The organism is Kluyvera genomosp. 2 (assembly GCF_036759865.1).
GTDB lineage: Bacteria > Pseudomonadota > Gammaproteobacteria > Enterobacterales > Enterobacteriaceae > Kluyvera > Kluyvera ascorbata_B.
This window is the reverse complement of record NZ_JAPKIA010000004.1, coordinates 239,491-258,007: the sequence shown is the minus strand read 5'-3', so window position 1 is coordinate 258,007 and position 18,517 is coordinate 239,491. Positions and strand designations below refer to the sequence as shown.

Sequence of the window (18,517 nt, the reverse complement as noted above, 5' to 3'; positions counted from 1 at the left end):
GATGTCGCAACTGACCCATATCAACGCGGCGGGCGAAGCCCATATGGTGGATGTATCCGCCAAGGCGGAAACCGTTCGTGAAGCGCGCGCGGAAGCGTTCGTTACCATGCTGCCGGAAACGCTGGCGATGATCATCGACGGCAGCCACCATAAGGGGGATGTCTTCGCAACCGCGCGTATCGCCGGTATTCAGGCCGCCAAGCGCACCTGGGATCTCATTCCGCTGTGCCACCCGCTGATGCTCAGTAAAGTGGAGGTGAATCTCCAGGCTCAGTCGGAGCATAGCCGCGTGCGCATCGAGTCTTTATGCCGCCTGACCGGCAAAACCGGCGTGGAGATGGAAGCGCTGACCGCCGCCTCGGTGGCCGCATTGACCATTTACGATATGTGTAAAGCGGTGCAAAAAGATATGGTTATCGGCCCGGTTCGTCTGCTGGCGAAAAGCGGCGGTAAATCAGGTGATTTTAAGGCGGAACATCATGATTAATGTGCTTTTTTTTGCGCAGGTGCGTGAGCTGGTGGGGACCGACTCGCTGGCATTAGCGCCGGAATTCGCCACCGTTGAAGCCATACGTCAGCACCTGGCTGCGCAGGAAGGGCGCTGGTCGTTGGCCCTGGAGGAGGGCAAACTCCTCGCGGCGGTCAACCAGACGCTGGTCAGCTTCGACCATCCGGTGACCGATGGCGATGAAGTGGCGTTTTTCCCGCCGGTAACAGGAGGTTAAAATGAGCGAAACGCGTATTTGCGTTGGGCATGAACCGTTTAGCGTCGGGGAGGAGTATCCCTGGCTTGCCGAGCGCGATGAAGACGGCGCGGTAGTGACGTTTACCGGCAAGGTTCGTAACCACAACCTCGGTGACAGCGTGAAGGCGCTGACGCTCGAACATTATCCGGGCATGACCGAGAAAGCGCTCGCCGAAATCGTAGAGGCGGCGCGTGAACGCTGGCCGCTGGGGCGTGTGACCGTGATTCACCGCATTGGTGAGATGTGGCCCGGTGACGAAATTGTGTTTGTCGGTGTGACCAGCGCGCATCGTAGCAGCGCCTTTGACGCCGGTGAATTTATCATGGACTATCTCAAGACCCGCGCGCCTTTCTGGAAGCGTGAAGCGACGCCGGAAGGCGATCGCTGGGTGGAAGCGCGCGACAGCGATAAACAGGCAGCCGAGCGCTGGTAGAGTACACTTACTGTTGATACCTATTGATTCAGGAGACTGTCATGGAACGATTCCCTCGGTCCGATTCTATCGTCCAGGCCCGTAGCGGCCTGCAAACTTACATGGCACAGGTCTACGGCTGGATGACCTGTGGGCTGCTGTTAACCGCGTTTATTGCGTGGTACGCGGCGAATACCCCTGCGGTGATGATGTTTGTCTTCTCCAGCAAAATCACCTTTTTCGGCCTGATTATCGCCCAGCTGGCGCTGGTGTTTGTGCTCTCCGGTATGGTGCAGCGTCTGAGTGCGGGCATGGCGACGACGCTGTTTATGCTCTATTCGGCGTTAACCGGGCTGACGTTATCCAGCATTTTTATCGTTTATACCTATTCTTCTATTGCCAGCACCTTCGTGGTGACGGGCGGGATGTTCGGCATCATGAGCCTGTATGGTTACACCACCAAGCGTGACCTGAGCGGGCTCGGTAGCATGCTGTTTATGGGGCTGATTGGTATCGTGCTGGCTTCGTTGGTTAACTTCTGGCTGAAAAGCGACGCGCTGATGTGGGCGATTACCTATATCGGGGTGATTATCTTCGTCGGGCTGACCGCCTACGACACCCAGAAGCTGAAAAACATCGGCGAGCAGATTGACGTGCGCGACACCTCAAATCTGCGTAAATACGCGATTCTTGGTGCACTGACGCTGTATCTCGACTTTATCAACCTGTTCCTGATGCTGCTGCGGATTTTCGGCAACCGCCGCTAAGCGCAAAAAGAAAAGCACAATCCCGGACGAGTTCCGGGGTTTTTTTTGCTTACAACCTGGATGGGTAGCCTGAAAAATGCACAAACTGCTCTCTTCCTGAGCGAAATAGTGACACGGATGTCACAAAAAGAGGCACATTTACGGAATTTTCCGTAGACTCGGGTACTCTGAATAAGCAAATAAAATTCTTCAGGAGAGAAGCCATGAAGTGGCAACAACGAGTTCGTGTCGCAACGGGGCTAAGTTGCTGGCAGATTATGTTGCATTTGCTGGTCATCGCCGTGCTGGTGATGGGCTGGATGAGCGGCGCGCTGGTGCGCGTGGGTTTGGGCCTCTGCGTTGTGTATGCCGTCACCGTTTTACTGATGCTGGCCTTACAGCGTCACCCTGAGCAGCGCTGGCGCGACGTCGCCGATGTGCTCGAAGAATTGACCACGACCTGGTATTTTGGCGCCGCAGTTATTGTCGTCTGGCTGCTGTCGCGCGTGCTGCAAAATAACTACCTGCTGGCGGTGGCCGGGCTGGCTATCCTTGCCGGGCCCGCGGTGTTCTCGCTGCTGGTGAAAGAAAAAGCCTCAGGCGATCTTGCGGCGAAACATCGCGTACGCCACTGATCCCGTCGTGGCCGCTATAAACAGTAGCGGCCACAGGCTCCCCCAGACAATCGACAGACTCGCATCCTTCAAATAAATCTGCTTGGTAATATCGGTAAAATGCCGAATCGGGTTAATCCACGTCAAATGCTGGAGCCATACCGGCATGTTTTCGACCGGTGATACATAGCCCGACAGCAGGATCGCCGGCATCATAAAGACGAACACGCCGATAAACGCCTGCTGCTGGGTCGAGCACAGCGCAGAGATTAGCAGCCCAAACCCGACCAACGACAGCCCATAAATCACCATCGTGAAGTAGAACAGCGCCAGCGAACCGGCGAAGGGAATCTGATAGGCCCAGATACCGACGGCCAGCACGATAGTGGCCTGGAAGGTGGCGACGATCAGCGCAGGCACCGCCTTGCCGACGAAAATTTGCCAGGTGGCCAGCGGCGAAACCAGTAGCTGATCCAGCGTGCCCTGTTCGCGTTCGCGGGCGACCGACAGTGAAGTGACGATCATCACACCGATGGTGGTGATCATGGCGATCAGCGACGGTACCACAAACCACTTGTAGTCGAGGTTCGGGTTGTACCAGTTACGCACCACCAGCTCGCTGTTATTGGGTTTGGCCTTGCCTTCCATGAGCTCCTGCTGGTAGTTCTTCACAATCTGCTGGAGGTAGTTAGCGGCAATCTGCGCGCTGTTAGAGTTGCGTCCGTCGAGCAGCAGCTGCATTGGCGCGGTCTGGAAGGTATCGAGGTTACGCGAGAAGTCGGCCGGGAAGCGTACCAGCAGCAGGGCCTTTTGGGTGTCGAGGGTCGGCTGAATGTCCTGCGGGCTTTTTAGCACCAGCACATGGGTAAAGGCTTTCGCGCGCGCAAAGCGTTGGGTCAGCTCGATAGCGTGTTGACCGTTGTCTTCGTTATAGACGGCGATGGTGGCGTTAGTGACCTCCAGCGTGGCGGCAAAGGGGAACAGCAGCACCTGAATCAGCACCGGCATAATCAATATGGCGCGGGTCTGCGGTTCGCGCAGCAGCGACTGTAGCTCTTTGCGGATAAGCGTCCATAAACGATAAAACATAGTACCGTCCTCATGTCGGGTGGCGCTGCGCTTACCCGACCTATAAGGCCCGTAGGCCCGGTAAGCGCAGCGTCACCGGGCAAAAAACGCGCCAGAGTTAATCCAACCGACGTTTGGTTTTCATCCACGTCAGGCCAATAAACATCACCGCCGAAGCGATTAAAAACAGCGTATTGATAATCAGCACGACCGGAATATTTCCCGCCAGGAACAGGCTTTGCAGCGTGCTGACGAAATAACGCGCCGGGATGATATAGGTCACCACGCGGATCGCGGCCGGCATACTGTCTATCTGGAAAATAAACCCGGACAGCATAATCGACGGCAGAAACGCCGCGTTCAGCGCCACCTGCGCGGCGTTAAACTGATTGCGGGTAATCGTCGAGATCAGCAGGCCCATGCCGAGGGTGCTGAGTAAAAACAGGCTGGTGATAAAAAACAACACCACCAGCGAACCGCGATACGGCACGCCGAGAATAAACACCGACACCAGCATGCACAGCAGCATGGCCAGCATACCGAGGAAATAGTAAGGAATGAGCTTGCACAGCAGCAGCTCGACGCGGGTGACTTCGGTTGAAAGCAGCGCCTCCATGGTGCCGCGTTCCCACTCGCGGGCAATCACCAGCGAGGTCAGAATTGCGCCGATCACCGTCATAATGATGGTAATGGCGCCGGGGATAATAAAGTGCTGGCTGATGGCCGCCGGGTTAAACCAGTAGCGGGTTTGTACATCGATGAGCGGTTCAAATTCCTGGCCGCGGTCTTCGGCGCGCTGTTTCTGCCAGATTTGCCAGATGCCTTCGACGTATCCCTGCACAAAGTTAGCCGTATTGGGCTCGCTGCCGTCGGTGATCACCTGAATGGGGGCGTTGTCACCCGCACGCGCCATGTGCTTATCAAAATCAACCGGAACCACGATCAGGCCGCGGATGCGTCCGGCCTGCATCATCTCAATCAACTGATGACGATTATCGCTCACGGTGGCATCAATATAGGGCGAACCGGTTAAGGTGTGGGTGAAGTCGAGCGCTTCTTTGCTCTGTTGTTCAAGCAGTACGCCGACGCGCAGCTTGCTGGAATCGAGGTTGATGCCGTAACCGAAAATAAACAGCAGCAGCAGCGGGATCACCACGGCAATCAGCCAACTGCTGGGATCGCGGACGATTTGCCGCGTCTCTTTGACGCACAGCGCGCGCACGCGCCGCCACGACAGCCCTCTAGCGCTCATTGGCGTGCTCCTTATCCCAGTCGTTGATAAGCGTAATAAAGGCCTGCTCCATGGTCGGGTCCGGCTGCTGCGCGTCGGCGGCCTGGGCTTTTAAATCGTCCGGCGTGCCGCTGGCGATAAGCTTACCGCGATACACCAGGCCAATGCGGTCACAGTACTCGGCCTCATCCATAAAGTGGGTGGTGACCATCACCGTCACCCCTTTTTCCACCATGCTGTTGATGTGCAGCCAGAACTCACGACGGGTGAGGGGGTCAACCCCTGAGGTTGGCTCATCGAGAAACAGAATGTCCGGTTCGTGCATCAGCGAGCAGGCCAGCGCCAGGCGTTGCTTAAAGCCTAACGGCAGTGAGTCGGTGGTGTGGCGAGCGATCGCTTTGAGGCCAAAGGCGTTGCTCATGCTGTCGATTTTGTCATTCTGCGCGCGGCCGCGCAGGCCGTACACGCCGGAGAAGAAACGGAGGTTTTGTTCGACCGTGAGGTTGCCGTACAGCGAAAACTTCTGCGCCATATAACCCAGATGCTGGCGCGCCTTACCCGAGCTGACCTTCAAATCCATATTCAGCACCAGCGCGTTGCCGGAGGTTGGCACCAGCAGACCGCACATCATTTTGAAGGTGGTGGATTTCCCCGCGCCGTTCGGACCCAGCAGGCCGAAGATTTCCCCGCGCTTGACCGCAAAATTGACGTGGTCCGTTGCGGCAAAGTCGCCGAATTTTTTGGTCAGCTGTTTGGCTTCGATGACCGTTTCGTCCGGCGAACCGTCAACGGTATGCAGAATGGCTCCCAGCGGCGATTCTGAGGTCCCCGCGCCGCCGAGCAGATCGATAAATGCATCTTCAAAGCGCGGCGTGGTCTCTTCTATTTCCAGCGTTGGCATGCCGGGTGCCCGGCGCAAATCATCGGCACTGGCCGATTTTTTGAGGATCACGCGCACCGAACGCCCCTGAATCATCCCGTCGCTGACCGCGCTTTGCTTCAACGCGCGCTGCAGCAGCCTGCGGTTATTTTCCTGCGGGCTGTGCATTAAAAAGCTGCGTCCGGCCATGGTACGGGTGAGGGCAGTAGGTTCGCCCTGATACAGGAGTTCGCCTTCGTTCATCAGCAGCACGTCCTGACACTGCTCGGCTTCATCAAGATAAGAGGTGCTCCAGAGGATCAGCATTCCATCACCCGCCAGCTCGTGCACCATTTCCCACAGCTCGCGGCGCGAAATGGGGTCGACGCCAACGCCGGGTTCATCCAGCAGCAGCACCTTTGGCTCGCCGACTAACGTACAGGCCAGTCCCAGCTTTTGTTTCATCCCTCCGGAGAGTTTACCCGCCAGGCGTTCGGTAAAAGGCCCCAGCGCGGTGAACTCCAGCAGCCGCGCGAAGGTCTTTTCCCGCGTTTCGCCGGTCACGCTTCGCAGGTCGGCATAGAGGTTAAGGTTCTCCATGACCGTTAAATCTTCATACAGGCCGAATTTTTGCGGCATATAGCCGAGCACCGCGTGCAGGGCGCTATCGTTGGCAATCGGGTCCAGCCCCAGCACCGTCGCGCTGCCCTCATCCGGCTTCAGCAGCCCGGCGAGCATGCGCATCAGCGTGGTTTTTCCCGCGCCGTCCGGCCCGACCAGACCGGTCACGTAGCCGGCGTTGATCGTGCAGTCCAGCCGGGCGACCGCTGGCTTATCCATGCCGGCAAACCGTTTGACCAGCCCGCGCAGCTGAATCTGGCTATCACTCATGGCGCGACTCATCGCTAAAGCGCAGCGTGACCGGCATCCCCTGGCGCAGGCTGTCGTCGGCGTCGGTGACGATAATGCGCAGGCGGTAAACCAGATCGGTACGCAGGTCCGGGGTCTCTACCGTTTTGGGCGTAAACTCGGCGGTCGGGGAAACAAAACCGATTTTACCGTGGTACGGTTTGTCCGGGCGGCCGTCGGTATAGAGCAAAATTTCGCGCCCCGGCTGGGCCTGATTGAGGTTCTTCTCGTCAACATAGGCGCGCACCCACACCGGGCGGGTCAGCGACAGCGTCAGCACGGTGCTGCCCGCGCTGAGCATACTGCCTGGCTCAACCGCGCGGGTGAGCAGGGTACCGTCGGACGGTGCGGTGAGCGTCGTGTCATGTAAATCGAGCGTTGCCTGCGCCAGCTGGGCTTGGGCCTGTTCGAGGTTGGCTTTTGCCTGAGCGATCTCCTGCGGCCGGTTACCCGCTCGGTATTGGCTGAGCTTGTCCTGTGCCGATTTCAGCGACGCCAGCGCCTGGTCACGGGAAGAACGCGCGTTGGCCAGATCGTTAGCCGACAACAGACGGCTGTTCCACAGCCCCTGCTGACGCTGGAGGAAGCTTTGCGCATAATCGTAGGCAGCCTGCGCCTGTTTTACCGCCGCGGCGGCTTGGGCTATTTCTTCTGCCCGGTAGCCGGCCATCATCAGATCGTATTGCGCTTCGGCGGTAGCGACGTTCGCCTTCGCCTGCTGCAGCGCGTTTTCATACGGCGCTTTATCCAGTTGGCCAAGCGTCTGGCCCTGCTTAATCGCATCGCCCTCGTCGACCGTCAGCGATTGCAGACGCCCGCCAACGCGGAAGCTCATGTTGACGGTACGAATATCGACGTTGCCATACAGGGTCAGGCCGTTATTCTGCCGACTCTGATACCACCACGTCCCACCGCCAATCAGCGCGACGATGAGCGCTATGGCCAGAATAAGGACCACCGGTTTTTTCATCACTTCAGGCTCCTTTGCGTTAATCCTTGCAGAATGAAATCGATATGACAGGTAACGACCGCGAAAATTTGCTCGGCTTTGTCGGCGTCAAATTGTGTCCAGCCGGTGCGCATCAGAATCGTTTCCCGCCCCAGGCGAAACGCCAGCACTTCCCCCAGCAGGGCGTGGGTGTGGAGGATCATTTGCGTGCTGCTGGCATCGCAGCCGGTATAGGCGGCAATCAGTCGGGTCAGATGCGCATGGAGCGGGGCAATCACCTGATCGTGAATCCGCTGGTAGGCGGCGGTCGGCGACAGCTGCTCGCGTGAGATGAATTTGCTCAGGTTCAGCGTGTCATCCTGAGTCAGCAGTAAAATCATGTTGCGGCAGGCGTGGAGGATCAGCGCGCGTATGGCTTCTCGGTCCGGCTGCGGTTGGGCGAATAGCTGTTCAGCGGCTTCGGCGTGAGCCCGGAAGTTTTCGCCGATAAAATCAGCAATCCATTGGGCGCAGGCCTGGTATAAATCTTCTTTTGAGCCAAAATAATAGGTGATGGCGGCAATATTCTGCCCGGCCAGCGCGGCGATATCGCGGGTGGTCGCATGCAGGCCGTACTCGCCAAACTGGGCGAGTCCGGCGGCAATCAGTTGGCTTTTCGCCTGTTCGCCTTTGCTGGTAATCGGAGTGGGATTCATGATGCCACCAGAATTAATCAAACGATTGATTAAGATTATGCCGGGTTTTCCATCTTGTCCAGCGTGGTGAATAATCTTGTTTTACCGCGTGAAGGGGATAATTTATGCGGTGCATCACAAAAACTGCTACACTCCGCCCCTTCATGACATTGTGGTTTTTGTCATTCCCCTGTTTTTCTCTCCCCTCGAAAACTACACCGCATGCGGTCGGGGTGGGTGTGGAGTACTTATGTCTTTTGATTCTCTCGGGCTGAACCCCGACATTCTGCGCGCCGTTGCTGAGCAAGGTTACCGCGAACCCACCCCCATCCAGCAGCAGGCGATTCCTGCGGTACTGCAGGGCCGCGACCTGATGGCCAGCGCCCAAACCGGCACCGGTAAAACCGCAGGCTTTACCCTGCCGCTGCTGCAGTTGCTGGTTTCCCGTGAGCCGCACGTCAAGGGCCGTCGCCCGGTGCGCGCGCTGATCCTCACGCCAACCCGTGAGCTGGCGGCGCAGATTGGTGAAAACGTGCGTGAATACAGCCGTTACCTGAACATCCGTTCGCTGGTCGTGTTCGGCGGTGTCAGCATCAACCCGCAGATGATGAAGCTGCGCGGCGGCGTTGACGTGCTGGTGGCTACGCCGGGGCGTCTGTTGGATCTCGAACATCAGAACGCCGTGAAGCTCGATCAGATAGAAATCCTGGTGCTGGACGAAGCTGACCGTATGCTCGACATGGGCTTCATCCACGACATTCGTCGTGTGCTGACCAAGCTGCCGGCGAAGCGCCAGAACCTGCTGTTCTCCGCTACCTTCTCCGACGACATTAAAGCCCTGGCAGAAAAACTGCTGACCAACCCGCTCGAGATTGAAGTGGCGCGTCGTAACACGGCTTCTGAGCAGGTAACGCAGCACGTTCACATGGTTGATAAAAAACGTAAGCGCGAGCTGCTGTCGCAGATGATCGGCGAAGGCAACTGGCAGCAGGTGCTGGTATTTACTCGTACCAAGCACGGCGCAAACCACCTGGCGGAACAGCTGAATAAAGACGGTATCCGCAGCGCGGCGATTCACGGTAACAAATCGCAGGGTGCGCGTACGCGCGCGCTGGCCGATTTTAAATCCGGCGATATCCGCGTGCTGGTGGCGACAGATATCGCCGCGCGTGGCCTGGATATTGAAGAACTGCCGCACGTCGTGAACTACGAGCTGCCGAACGTGCCGGAAGATTACGTGCACCGTATCGGCCGTACCGGCCGCGCGGCCGCGACCGGTGAAGCGCTGTCGCTGGTGTGCGTTGATGAGCACAAACTGCTGCGCGACATCGAACGTCTGCTGAAGAAAGAAATTCCGCGCATTGTGCTGCCGGGCTACGAGCCGGATCCGTCTATCAAAGCGGAGCCGATTCAGAACGGTCGCCAGCAGCGTGGCGGCAATGGCAACGGTAACGGCGGCGGCCGTGGTCGCGGCCAGGGTGGTCAGGGGCAGGGCGCAGGGCGTAGCCAACAGCAGCCGCGTCGTAACGACGGCGGCGCGCCGAAAGCCAAACCGCGCAGCGCGGAGGGTAAACCGGCAGGCGATAAGCCGCGTCCACCTCGCCGCCCGCGTAAACCTGCAGCAGCGCAGTAAACTGCGAGCCCGGCCGAAAGCCGGGCTTTCTTTTTTGCGGCGGCGTACAGAAAGTGCCACAATAGTGGCTGTTTATACAGTATCTCAGGTTTTCTCATGGCTTTGACCGCTGCGCTGAAAGCGCAAATCGCCGCCTGGTACAAGGCGCTTCAGGAACAGATCCCCGACTTTATCCCCCGTGCGCCGCAGCGGCAGATGATTGCGGACGTCGCTAAAACGCTTGCCGGAGAAGACGGGCGACATCTGGCGATTGAAGCGCCTACCGGCGTCGGGAAAACCTTGTCCTACCTGATTCCCGGTATTGCTATCGCCCGCGAAGAACAGAAAACGCTGGTGGTCAGCACCGCCAACGTGGCGTTACAGGATCAAATCTACAGTAAAGATTTACCGCTGCTGCGCAAAATTATCCCCGATTTGCGCTTCACTGCCGCCTTTGGTCGCGGCCGCTACGTATGCCCGCGTAACCTGACGGCGCTCGCCAGCAGCGAGCCAAACCAGCAGGATCTGCTGGCCTTTCTCGACGATGAGCTGACGCCCAATAACCAGGAAGAGCAGAAGCGCTGCGCGAAGCTGAAGGGCGATCTCGACAGCTACAAGTGGGACGGCCTGCGCGACCATACCGACATCGCGATTGACGATGATTTATGGCGTCGCCTGAGCACCGATAAAGCCAGCTGTTTGAACCGTAACTGCCAGTATTATCGCGAGTGCCCGTTCTTCGTCGCGCGCCGCGAGATTCAGGAGGCCGAAGTCGTGGTCGCAAACCATGCGCTGGTCATGGCGGCAATGGAGAGCGAAGCGGTGCTGCCGGAGCCGAAAAACCTGCTGCTGGTGCTGGATGAAGGCCACCATCTGCCGGACGTCGCCCGCGACGCGCTGGAGATGAGCGCCGAGATTACCGCACCGTGGTATCGCCTACAGCTCGACCTGTTCAGTAAGCTGGTGGCCACCTGCATGGAGCAGTTCCGCCCGAAAACCACGCCGCCGCTGGCGCTGCCGGAGCGACTTACCGCGCATTGTGAAGAGCTGTACGAGCTTATCGCGTCGCTGAATAACATTCTTAATCTGTATCTACCCGCAGCCCAGGAAGCCGAGCATCGATTCCCGATGGGCGAGCTGCCCGACGAAGTGATGGAAATTTGCCAGCGTTTGGCCAAGCTCACCGAAATGCTGCGCGGGCTGGCGGAACTGTTCTTAAACGATCTCAGCGAGAAAACCGGCAGTCACGATATTGTGCGCCTGCATCGGGTGATTTTGCAGATGAACCGCGCGCTGGGGATGTTTGAATCCCAGAGCAAGCTGTGGCGTCTGGCGTCGCTTTCCCAGGCATCGGGGGCGCCGGTCACCAAGTGGGCTACCCGCGATCTGCGCGATGGGCAGATGCACGTCTGGTTCCACTGCGTAGGTATCCGCGTCAGCGAACAGCTTGAGCGCCTGCTGTGGCGCAGCGTGCCGCATATTGTTGTCACCTCGGCAACGCTGCGTTCGCTTAATAGCTTCTCACGCCTGCAGGAGATGAGCGGGCTGAGAGAAAAAGCAGGCGATCGTTTCGTGGCGCTGGATTCGCCGTTTAACCACGTCGAGCAGGGTAAAATCGTCATTCCACAGATGCAGTTTGAGCCGCTAATCGATAACGAAGAGCAGCATATTGCCGAAATGGCGGCCTATTTTCGCCAGCAGGTCGAGAGCAAAAAGCATCACGGTATGCTGGTGCTGTTTGCCAGCGGCCGCGCGATGCAGCGTTTCCTTGAGCACGTGACCGATCTACGTCTGATGCTGCTGGTGCAGGGCGATCAGCCGCGCTATCGGCTGGTAGAACTCCATCGCAAGCGAGTTGAGAGCGGCGAGCGCAGCGTGCTGGTTGGGCTACAATCTTTTGCGGAGGGGCTGGATCTGAAAGGTGAGCTGCTAAGCCAGGTGCATATTCATAAAATCGCCTTCCCGCCGATCGACAGCCCGGTGGTGATCACCGAAGGCGAATGGCTGAAAAGTCTCAATCGCTACCCCTTTGAAGTGCAAAGTCTGCCCAGCGCATCGTTTAATCTGATTCAGCAGGTGGGGCGACTGATTCGTAGCCACGGTTGCTGGGGCGAAGTGATCATCTACGATAAGCGGCTGTTGACCAAAAACTACGGTAAGCGTTTACTGGATGCGTTGCCGGTTTTCCCGATTGAACGTCCGGAAGTGCCGGAAGTTAAACAGAAAGCTATCACGGCTAAGCCAAAATCACCGCGCCGTAAAAAACGCTAGCCCGGTGTGTAGGCCTGAAACGCATAGCGCCATCAGGCGGCCGCCGCACATTGCCGGATGCGCTGCGCTTATCTGGCGACGACGAGCAAAGGAGCAGTAAATGGATTATCGCAAAATCATCAAAGAAATCGGTCGTGGAAAAAATCATGCGCGTGACCTGGACCAGGACATCGCGCGCGGCCTGTACACCCAAATGCTTGATGGTGATGTTCCGGATCTGGAAATGGGCGCGATTTTGCTCTCCATGCGCATTAAGGGGGAGGGCGAAGCGGAGATGCTTGGTTTTTATGAGGCCGTGCAGCAGAAAACCATGCGCCTGACGCCGCCGGCGGGTAAACCGATGCCGATTGTCATTCCCAGCTATAACGGCGCGCGCAAGCAGGCCAACCTGACGCCGCTGCTGGCGATGCTGCTGCATAAGCTCGGTTTTCCGGTCGTGGTGCACGGGGTCAGCGAAGATCCGACGCGGGTCATCAGTGAGACCATCTTTGAGCTGCTGGGCATTGAGCCGACGCGTCATGCCGGGCAGGCGCAGGCAAAGCTGGATGGCCACCAGCCGGTCTATATTCCGGTTGGCGCGCTGTGCCCGCCGCTGGAACGGCAGCTGAATCTGCGCTGGCAGCTTGGCGTGCGCAACAGTGCGCATACGCTGGCCAAGCTGGCGACGCCGTTTGCCGAAGACGCGGCGCTGCGCTTGTCCAGCGTCTCGCATCCGGAGTACGTGGGCAAAGTCGCAAAATTCTTTGCCGATATCGGCGGGCGCAGCCTGCTGATGCATGGCACCGAGGGCGAAGTTTATGCTAATCCGCAGCGCTGCCCGCAAATCACATTGATTGATGCGCAGGGCGCACGGGTCATTAACGCGCGTCAGAGTGAGCAGTGCGAAGAGATTGTGGCGCTGCCAGCGGCGAAAGATCCGCAAACCACGGCGCAGTGGATCGAACGCTGCGTGGCGGGCGTCGAGCCGGTGCCGCAGTCGTTGAAAATTCAGCTGGCCTGTTGCCTGCTGGCGGCCGGAGAGGTCAGTTCGCTTGAAGACGGCCTTGACCGCGTCGCGCTCGCCTATTAAACCCGCTGGCTGTCCTCCCGAGCCGGGCATGGCCCGGCTCGTCTTATACCGCGCAAGCGGCCTTCCTGCGTAAATTCCACGCAAAAAAAAGCCCGGCGTGGCGGCCGGGCAAAAAAGGGTATCAACAAGTCAATGAGGGTTGGAGCACCCGCGAGAGGTCAGCTCACGGGGTATAACAGAGGGTGGCGATTATTTATAGATAACCGCAGTACCGCTAACTTTGTTGTTGGTGTTAGCAGACGTGATGGAGTAGCCGGTTGCGCCAGCAGCGGCAGCTTTCTGCGCCAACTGAGCTTCCATACCATCCAGAGTCGTCGCGCCGTCAACGGACACGGTACCCATTGCGTTCATTTTTTGTGCCTGAGCCTGGGTAACAGGCTGGGCAGCGAAAGCGCCAAAGGACAGGGCAGACAGGGCGATGGCAGCAACAGCATATTTAATGGTTTTCATAATTAATCTCTCGCAGGTTATGTCGTACAGGGGACGATGTTTTCGTCGATGTGATAAGTATCACGTTTTTATTTGGCGGAATAAATCGAAGAGAATTGATTACCATTCTCAAAAAAATTGAATGATTATTAATTTATTGATTATTAATAAAATATTCACGTCATGAATGTGTTTGCGTTGAATCCAGCGGAAGCGGGGGGATCGAAGGCACAATTTGCTACTTTTTTTGCCAAAAAGCGTGCTCGTAAAGATAATCGATTGCTCTGTATGTTGCGGTATGGATTTGTAATAAAAGCTGGGTTGTTGGGCCTGTTCTGGAATTATATTCTCATACAGGCGTTGAATGTAAACTTTTATCTGTCGTTTATCAAGTTGTCTGGCGCGGCCTTTTTCATGGCCGCCGGCGGTATTTTTTGCGGCGCGTCTTCTTCATATATTTTGAGAAATATTCGCCTGTTTAGATCTCAGACCACTCGCGCAGCAGGTTGTGATAGAGATTAAGCAGGGAAAGTGCCTCCTCCGACTCACCGTGACGGCTGTTCAGCGATTGAATATTTCGGTCCAGTTCGAACAGCATGGCGCGGCGTTTATCGTCGCGGATCATCGACTGAATCCACATAAACGATGCTACCCTCACCCCGCGCGTGACCGGCGTGACGCAGTGCAGGCTGCTGGAGGGATAAAGTACCAGGTCGCCTGCCGGAAGCTTCACCGAATGCTGCCCGAAGGTGTCGTTGATGATCAGTTCTCCACCGTCATAGCTCTCCGGATCGGATAAAAACAGGGTGGCGGACAGGTCGGTACGCATCCAGCCGCTTTCGGGGTGCTGGCGCACCGCGCCATCGACGTGAAAACCGTAGGTTTCCTGTTGCTGATAGCGGTTGAATAGCGGGCTGGAAAGGGTTTTCGGCAGCGCGGCGGCAAAGAACAGCGAATGGCGGTTTACCGCTTCTTGCACCAGGGCCTGCAGTGCCCGATAGCGCTCGCTGCGGGTATCGACCTGCTGATTATGCTTCACCTGCGCCCCCTGTGCGCCCACGGTCGCCCGGCCATCAATCCACTGCGCCTGGTTAAGTTCGGCAACAAGATGACGAACTTCATCGGTGCTCAATACGCCGGGAATACGGTACATCATGGGAGTCTCTCCTGAAAAAAGTGGGGCCTGTGCCTCAATGCCTGTCAGTTAAGCGAGATTCGTAGGCCGGATAAGCAAAGCGCCATCCGGCACACTGCGCGCTGATTGCCGGATGGCGGCGTAAACGCCTTATCCGGCCTACGGTTCCTGCTCCTGAATTCAACGCCTTAACTGACCAGCATTAGGCCAGCGCCCCACATGATGCCTTAGAAATGAACGTTCGCCGTCAGTACGAAGGTGCGTGGTTCGCCAGGATGGTAGCGATAGCCGCTCTTGTTGATGGAAGCAACATAGTCGGTATCGAACAGGTTATAGACGTTCAGCTGCAGATCGAGATTGCTGTTGACGCGATAGCCCAGTCTGGCGTCGGCCACCCAATAGCTTTCGGTGAACGACGGCGTGCCCACAGCACCATCGGAGCCGCGGTGCATGCTGCCAATATAGCGAGCGCCTGCGCCCACGGAGAGGGCATCGGTCGCCTGGTACTGGTTCCACAGCGTGAAGGCGTGTTCCGGCGTGTACGGCAGAGAAGCGCTGCCATCCTGCGCGACGTTCGCGCCTGCACGCACCGTCGCACGCTGTTGAGTAAAGCCGCCAATCACCTGCCATTCTGGAGTGATATTGCCGGCAACGGACAGCTCGTAGCCTTCTACGCGCTTAGTGCCGTACTGTGAGTAGGTGCCGTCGTCGTTAGCTTCGACATCGTTTTCAATGTCGGTACGGAACAGGGCGGCCGACAGCAGCAGGCGTTTATCCAGCACTTCCCACTTGGTGCCAATTTCGCTGGTTTTCGCCTTCTGCGGTTTAAAGTCGGTGCGGTTGGCGCTGTTGCCCGTACCGCCAGCGGCCAGGGCAAAGTTGCTGCCGCCCGGAGGCTGCTGGGAGATAGCGTAGTTAACGTAAACGTTGCCGTTCTGCGTCAGGTGATAGAGCGCACCGGCCTTCCAGTTCACGAGGTTGCCCGATTTGCTGGCGTCAACGGTGGTGACCGGTGAATTTTTCGCGACGCCCGCGGGGCAAGCTACCGCGCCGCGGGCAGTGCCGCCGCACAGCGATGCGCTGTCGTACTCGGTGCGATAGCTATCCAGACGGATACCGCCGTTCAACTCAAAATCACGGGTAATTTGCAGCGTGTCAAAGGCGTAGATACCGAAGGTATCGGTCTGACCATTCGCATTGGCGCCGCTGCGCTGGAGGCTGCCCAGAGAAATGCTGCTATCAGGGTGATAGAGGTTCACTGCCGGAGCGGTAAACGGATACACACCGTAGTTGGTCTGCTGTTCGCGGGTAAACTCTACCCCGGTACTGATATCGTGGCCGATTGCGCCGGTAGAGAACTTCGAGGTCAGGTTGGTCTGGTTAGTGAGAATTTTGTTGCTCACATCCTTGGTATTGATGTTACGTGTCCAGGTCCAGGTGTCGACGTTATTTGGATTTGGGCGAGTAATGTTCGTGGCCCCCCCCATCATCGCCGTCATCATATAGTCCTGCTTGATCTGCGACCAGCGGGTAGTGTTGCGAAGGGTGGTGGTGTCGTTGAAGTCGTGCTCAAAACGCATCGTCGCCGTATCGGTGGTCGAGTCGTCGTAGTCGGAGCGAGTGCCGTAGAAGTTATGGGTGTCCACTTTACCTGAGTGATTCAGCGCCGAAGTGGCGGCATTGGGTGCGGAGTAGCCCGGCAGCCCAACGGTTGGCACGCCGCCGTCCGGGGTGTTGTTCTGCGTCACGTGCAGGTAGTTGAGGTACAGACGGTTTTGCGTGCCGAGGCCGAACGCAATGGACGGTGCAATACCGTAGCGCTCGTTTTTAACGTTATCGCGCCCGGCATCGTGGGTTTTTTCACCCATCAGATTTAAACGCACCGCGGCGGTTTCACCGATCGCTTCATTCAGGTCCAGCGTGCCACGACGATACCATGCGCTGCCGACGCTGGCGGAGGCATCGATCCCGGAGTCCAGGCGCGGCTGTTTGCTGATCATGTTGATCGAACCGGTCGGCGCGCTGCGCCCGTAGTCGGACCCTGAGGGGCCTTTGATCACTTCCACCTGCTGGGTGTTAAATGTGTCGCGCGTCACGCTGCCAATATCGCGAATACCGTCAATATAGATACTGTTAGACGTATCGGCTCCGCGCATGTAGATGGTGTCGCCCGTTGACGAGCTGCCGTTTTCACCGGCAAAGAAAGCCCCGACGCCCGGTACGTTTTTCAGCGCATCGGTCAGGTTTGTCGCCCCTTGATCCTTCAACACCTGCTCAGAAATCACCGTGACGGTGCGGGTGGTATCCGCAATTGGACGGCTGAATTTCGGGTCGGCCGATTGAGTGGGGGCATACAGGGACGGAGTTTGGGCTTCAACAACCAGCGTATCACCCGCGTTTTTCTCTTTCCCCTCATCGGCCTGGGCGGCGGGGGTCAGGCCGATACAGATCCCGGTAAAGAAGGTGAGAGAACGAAAGCTGCCAAACGGAGTAGTGCGATTTTTTTCCATATCAATGAGCATCTTATAATTTAAAAAGCCATTAAAAAAATGACAGTAGGGATCGTCTCGTCCCCTTTGCCACTGCAGGTTGCTTAAAATTTATTAAATGAATTTGATAATGATTTTGATAAGCATTATCAAGTCGTGTGACTTTTTATCACTCATTGGCAGAAAAATAAATATATTGATTTACAGTTTCTTCATTTTTTATACATAAAGTTTACACGATTCAGTCGAATGGCCCTGAGGGAGGCGTCAAGCCATCCGCTCACGATGGCCGTTTACCGGTACAACGTCGCAGAACCGAACAGCTTGTTTTTTCCGCCGGCTACGTCAACGACAAAGGCTATCGCGCCAGCTTCGTGCGCCTTTTTGGCCAACTGCTGCTGAAGATCGTCAAGGTTGCTGGCGCCGCTGGCCGTTACGGTACCCACCGGGCGAAACGGAACGCCTGGAGCAGGAGCGGATTGGGCGCAGACGGTGGTTGTAGCGAGGAACGCGGCGGCGAAAAGCAGGTGAAAGGTGTGCATTTGTATCCCCTCCTGAAAGCAACAGGGAATACCTTAATTGTAGGCGGCGGGCAGGAAAAAGCAGCCACCGACGTGGCTGTTTTTTATTTATCGCGACGGGCATCCGGGCGAATTAAATCGAAGCGATGGCGCTCATCGATGGTGTAGTAGGCGGAGGGCCCACCCGCGCGCAGGACCGGCTGTGCGCGGGCGGTCTGATAGATTCCGTCCTCAAGCAGCGATTCATCGATATGAATACCGACCACTTCACCCAGCACCAGCCAGGTATCGACGGCGGTACCGTCGGCGCCCGTTAGCTGAATGCACTGCGAGAGGCGACACTCGAAGTTGACCGGGCTCTGCGCTACGCGCGGCGCGCTGACCAGACGGCTCGGTGCGGCGGTCAGCCCGGCGCGGGCAAATTCATCCTCGCCGTGGGGCAGGGTAGCGGAGGTTTCATTCATCGCCACCGCCAAATCACGGGTCGTCAGATTCCAGACGAACGCTTTGGTTTCCATAATATTCTGCACGCTATCTTTCCAGCCGCTGCTGGCAAAGCCGATAATCGGCGGGCGATAGTTAAAGCAGTTAAAGAAGCTGTAGGGGGCAAGGTTGCGCCGCCCTTCGACGTCAACGGAAGAGATCCAGCCAATAGGCCGTGGCCCGACGATGGCGTTTAGCGGGTCATGAGGCAGCCCGTGGCCGTGAGAAGGCTGATAAAAGTACATGACGTACCCATAATTAAGAAGCGGTAATCCAGACTCCCTTATTTACCGCGCCGCC

Annotated in this window: 18 protein-coding genes; 8 read left to right on the top strand and 10 right to left on the bottom strand. The window is 57.3% G+C overall.

Annotated features, from left to right (window positions below):
- The first annotated feature begins 1 nt into the window (after nucleotide 1).
- The 5 genes from moaC (at nucleotide 2) to V6942_RS06015 (ending at nucleotide 2,539) form a co-directional block, all read left to right on the top strand.
- Nucleotides 2-487 (top strand): cyclic pyranopterin monophosphate synthase MoaC, encoded by a 486-nt coding sequence (moaC, locus tag V6942_RS06035; RefSeq protein WP_333500940.1) that lies wholly within the window; start codon nucleotides 2-4, stop codon nucleotides 485-487.
- Nucleotides 480-725, top strand: coding sequence for a molybdopterin synthase sulfur carrier subunit (gene moaD / locus V6942_RS06030; protein WP_106924583.1), 246 nt, complete (start codon nucleotides 480-482; stop codon nucleotides 723-725). The genes moaC and moaD overlap by 8 nt, the downstream gene beginning before the upstream one ends.
- Before the next feature lies 1 nt (nucleotide 726).
- On the top strand, nucleotides 727-1,179 hold the full coding sequence (gene moaE / locus V6942_RS06025) for a molybdopterin synthase catalytic subunit MoaE (protein ID WP_106924582.1): 453 nt from the start codon (nucleotides 727-729) through the stop codon (nucleotides 1,177-1,179).
- Between the two features lie 41 nt (nucleotides 1,180-1,220).
- Entirely contained in the window at nucleotides 1,221-1,925 is a 705-nt protein-coding gene (locus tag V6942_RS06020; RefSeq protein WP_106924581.1) for a Bax inhibitor-1 family protein, read from the top strand.
- Nucleotides 1,926-2,128: 203 nt separating this feature from the next.
- On the top strand, nucleotides 2,129-2,539 hold the full coding sequence (locus V6942_RS06015; RefSeq protein WP_106924580.1) for a YbhQ family protein: 411 nt from the start codon (nucleotides 2,129-2,131) through the stop codon (nucleotides 2,537-2,539).
- On the opposite strand, the gene V6942_RS06010 is transcribed toward V6942_RS06015, so the two are convergent.
- The 5 genes from V6942_RS06010 to cecR all read right to left on the bottom strand — a co-directional run bounded on the left by V6942_RS06010 (nucleotide 2,501) and on the right by cecR (nucleotide 8,229).
- Entirely contained in the window at nucleotides 2,501-3,607 is a 1,107-nt protein-coding gene (locus V6942_RS06010; RefSeq protein ID WP_106924579.1) for an ABC transporter permease, read from the bottom strand. The two genes, V6942_RS06015 and V6942_RS06010, sit on opposite strands and share 39 nt — an antisense overlap.
- 97 nt (nucleotides 3,608-3,704) lie before the next feature.
- The gene (locus tag V6942_RS06005; protein ID WP_106924578.1) at nucleotides 3,705-4,838 is read right to left on the bottom strand and encodes an ABC transporter permease; all 1,134 of its coding nucleotides are present in this window, start codon (nucleotides 4,836-4,838) and stop codon (nucleotides 3,705-3,707) included.
- Nucleotides 4,828-6,567: an ATP-binding cassette domain-containing protein gene (locus V6942_RS06000; protein WP_106924577.1), complete on the bottom strand. Its 1,740-nt coding sequence runs from the start codon at nucleotides 6,565-6,567 to the stop codon at nucleotides 4,828-4,830. The genes V6942_RS06005 and V6942_RS06000 overlap by 11 nt, the downstream gene beginning before the upstream one ends.
- On the bottom strand, nucleotides 6,560-7,555 hold the full coding sequence (gene hlyD / locus V6942_RS05995) for a secretion protein HlyD (RefSeq protein ID WP_106924576.1): 996 nt from the start codon (nucleotides 7,553-7,555) through the stop codon (nucleotides 6,560-6,562). The genes V6942_RS06000 and hlyD overlap by 8 nt, the downstream gene beginning before the upstream one ends.
- A complete protein-coding gene (gene cecR, locus V6942_RS05990; RefSeq protein WP_106924575.1) occupies nucleotides 7,555-8,229 on the bottom strand; it encodes a transcriptional regulator CecR in 675 nt (224 codons plus the stop codon). The genes hlyD and cecR overlap by 1 nt, the downstream gene beginning before the upstream one ends.
- A gap of 229 nt (nucleotides 8,230-8,458) precedes the next feature.
- Here cecR and rhlE point away from each other — a divergent pair, with 229 nt between their 5' ends.
- From rhlE to ybiB, 3 genes are all read left to right on the top strand, one after another.
- Entirely contained in the window at nucleotides 8,459-9,841 is a 1,383-nt protein-coding gene (gene rhlE / locus V6942_RS05985; RefSeq protein ID WP_333500939.1) for an ATP-dependent RNA helicase RhlE, read from the top strand.
- A gap of 96 nt (nucleotides 9,842-9,937) precedes the next feature.
- Nucleotides 9,938-12,091, top strand: coding sequence for an ATP-dependent DNA helicase DinG (dinG, locus tag V6942_RS05980; protein WP_182928308.1), 2,154 nt, complete (start codon nucleotides 9,938-9,940; stop codon nucleotides 12,089-12,091).
- Between the two features lie 100 nt (nucleotides 12,092-12,191).
- The gene (gene ybiB, locus V6942_RS05975; protein ID WP_182929249.1) at nucleotides 12,192-13,160 is read left to right on the top strand and encodes a DNA-binding protein YbiB; all 969 of its coding nucleotides are present in this window, start codon (nucleotides 12,192-12,194) and stop codon (nucleotides 13,158-13,160) included.
- A 189-nt stretch (nucleotides 13,161-13,349) separates the two neighbouring features.
- On the opposite strand, the gene ybiJ is transcribed toward ybiB, so the two are convergent.
- The 5 genes from ybiJ to V6942_RS05950 all read right to left on the bottom strand — a co-directional run bounded on the left by ybiJ (nucleotide 13,350) and on the right by V6942_RS05950 (nucleotide 18,462).
- Nucleotides 13,350-13,610 (bottom strand): DUF1471 family protein YbiJ, encoded by a 261-nt coding sequence (ybiJ, locus tag V6942_RS05970; RefSeq protein WP_106924571.1) that lies wholly within the window; start codon nucleotides 13,608-13,610, stop codon nucleotides 13,350-13,352.
- Nucleotides 13,611-14,067: 457 nt separating this feature from the next.
- Nucleotides 14,068-14,745 carry a PKHD-type hydroxylase YbiX gene (ybiX, locus tag V6942_RS05965; protein WP_106924570.1) on the bottom strand — a complete coding sequence of 226 codons (678 nt, stop codon included), beginning with the start codon at nucleotides 14,743-14,745 and terminating at the stop codon, nucleotides 14,068-14,070.
- A 206-nt stretch (nucleotides 14,746-14,951) separates the two neighbouring features.
- Complete coding sequence (locus V6942_RS05960) at nucleotides 14,952-17,234, bottom strand: catecholate siderophore receptor Fiu (RefSeq protein WP_106924802.1); 2,283 nt, start codon at nucleotides 17,232-17,234, stop codon at nucleotides 14,952-14,954.
- Nucleotides 17,235-17,506: 272 nt separating this feature from the next.
- Nucleotides 17,507-17,755, bottom strand: a complete 249-nt coding sequence (locus V6942_RS05955) for a DUF1471 domain-containing protein (protein ID WP_106924569.1) — start codon at nucleotides 17,753-17,755, stop codon at nucleotides 17,507-17,509.
- A gap of 83 nt (nucleotides 17,756-17,838) precedes the next feature.
- A complete protein-coding gene (locus V6942_RS05950) occupies nucleotides 17,839-18,462 on the bottom strand; it encodes a flavin reductase family protein (RefSeq protein ID WP_182928307.1) in 624 nt (207 codons plus the stop codon).
- Between the last annotated feature and the right edge of the window lie 55 nt (nucleotides 18,463-18,517).

Excerpts from the sequence above, each read along its gene's own strand:
- moaC (WP_333500940.1), top strand. The coding sequence starts at position 2 with ATGTCGCAACTGACCCATATCAACGCGGCGGGCGAAGCCCATATGGTG.
- moaD (WP_106924583.1), top strand. The coding sequence starts at position 480 with ATGATTAATGTGCTTTTTTTTGCGCAGGTGCGTGAGCTGGTGGGGACC.
- moaE (WP_106924582.1), top strand. The coding sequence starts at position 727 with ATGAGCGAAACGCGTATTTGCGTTGGGCATGAACCGTTTAGCGTCGGG.
- V6942_RS06020 (WP_106924581.1), top strand. The coding sequence starts at position 1,221 with ATGGAACGATTCCCTCGGTCCGATTCTATCGTCCAGGCCCGTAGCGGC.
- V6942_RS06015 (WP_106924580.1), top strand. The coding sequence starts at position 2,129 with ATGAAGTGGCAACAACGAGTTCGTGTCGCAACGGGGCTAAGTTGCTGG.
- V6942_RS06010 (WP_106924579.1), bottom strand. The coding sequence starts at position 3,607 with ATGTTTTATCGTTTATGGACGCTTATCCGCAAAGAGCTACAGTCGCTG.
- V6942_RS06005 (WP_106924578.1), bottom strand. The coding sequence starts at position 4,838 with ATGAGCGCTAGAGGGCTGTCGTGGCGGCGCGTGCGCGCGCTGTGCGTC.
- V6942_RS06000 (WP_106924577.1), bottom strand. The coding sequence starts at position 6,567 with ATGAGTGATAGCCAGATTCAGCTGCGCGGGCTGGTCAAACGGTTTGCC.
- hlyD (WP_106924576.1), bottom strand. The coding sequence starts at position 7,555 with ATGAAAAAACCGGTGGTCCTTATTCTGGCCATAGCGCTCATCGTCGCG.
- cecR (WP_106924575.1), bottom strand. The coding sequence starts at position 8,229 with ATGAATCCCACTCCGATTACCAGCAAAGGCGAACAGGCGAAAAGCCAA.
- rhlE (WP_333500939.1), top strand. The coding sequence starts at position 8,459 with ATGTCTTTTGATTCTCTCGGGCTGAACCCCGACATTCTGCGCGCCGTT.
- dinG (WP_182928308.1), top strand. The coding sequence starts at position 9,938 with ATGGCTTTGACCGCTGCGCTGAAAGCGCAAATCGCCGCCTGGTACAAG.
- ybiB (WP_182929249.1), top strand. The coding sequence starts at position 12,192 with ATGGATTATCGCAAAATCATCAAAGAAATCGGTCGTGGAAAAAATCAT.
- ybiJ (WP_106924571.1), bottom strand. The coding sequence starts at position 13,610 with ATGAAAACCATTAAATATGCTGTTGCTGCCATCGCCCTGTCTGCCCTG.
- ybiX (WP_106924570.1), bottom strand. The coding sequence starts at position 14,745 with ATGATGTACCGTATTCCCGGCGTATTGAGCACCGATGAAGTTCGTCAT.
- V6942_RS05960 (WP_106924802.1), bottom strand. The coding sequence starts at position 17,234 with ATGGAAAAAAATCGCACTACTCCGTTTGGCAGCTTTCGTTCTCTCACC.
- V6942_RS05955 (WP_106924569.1), bottom strand. The coding sequence starts at position 17,755 with ATGCACACCTTTCACCTGCTTTTCGCCGCCGCGTTCCTCGCTACAACC.
- V6942_RS05950 (WP_182928307.1), bottom strand. The coding sequence starts at position 18,462 with ATGTACTTTTATCAGCCTTCTCACGGCCACGGGCTGCCTCATGACCCG.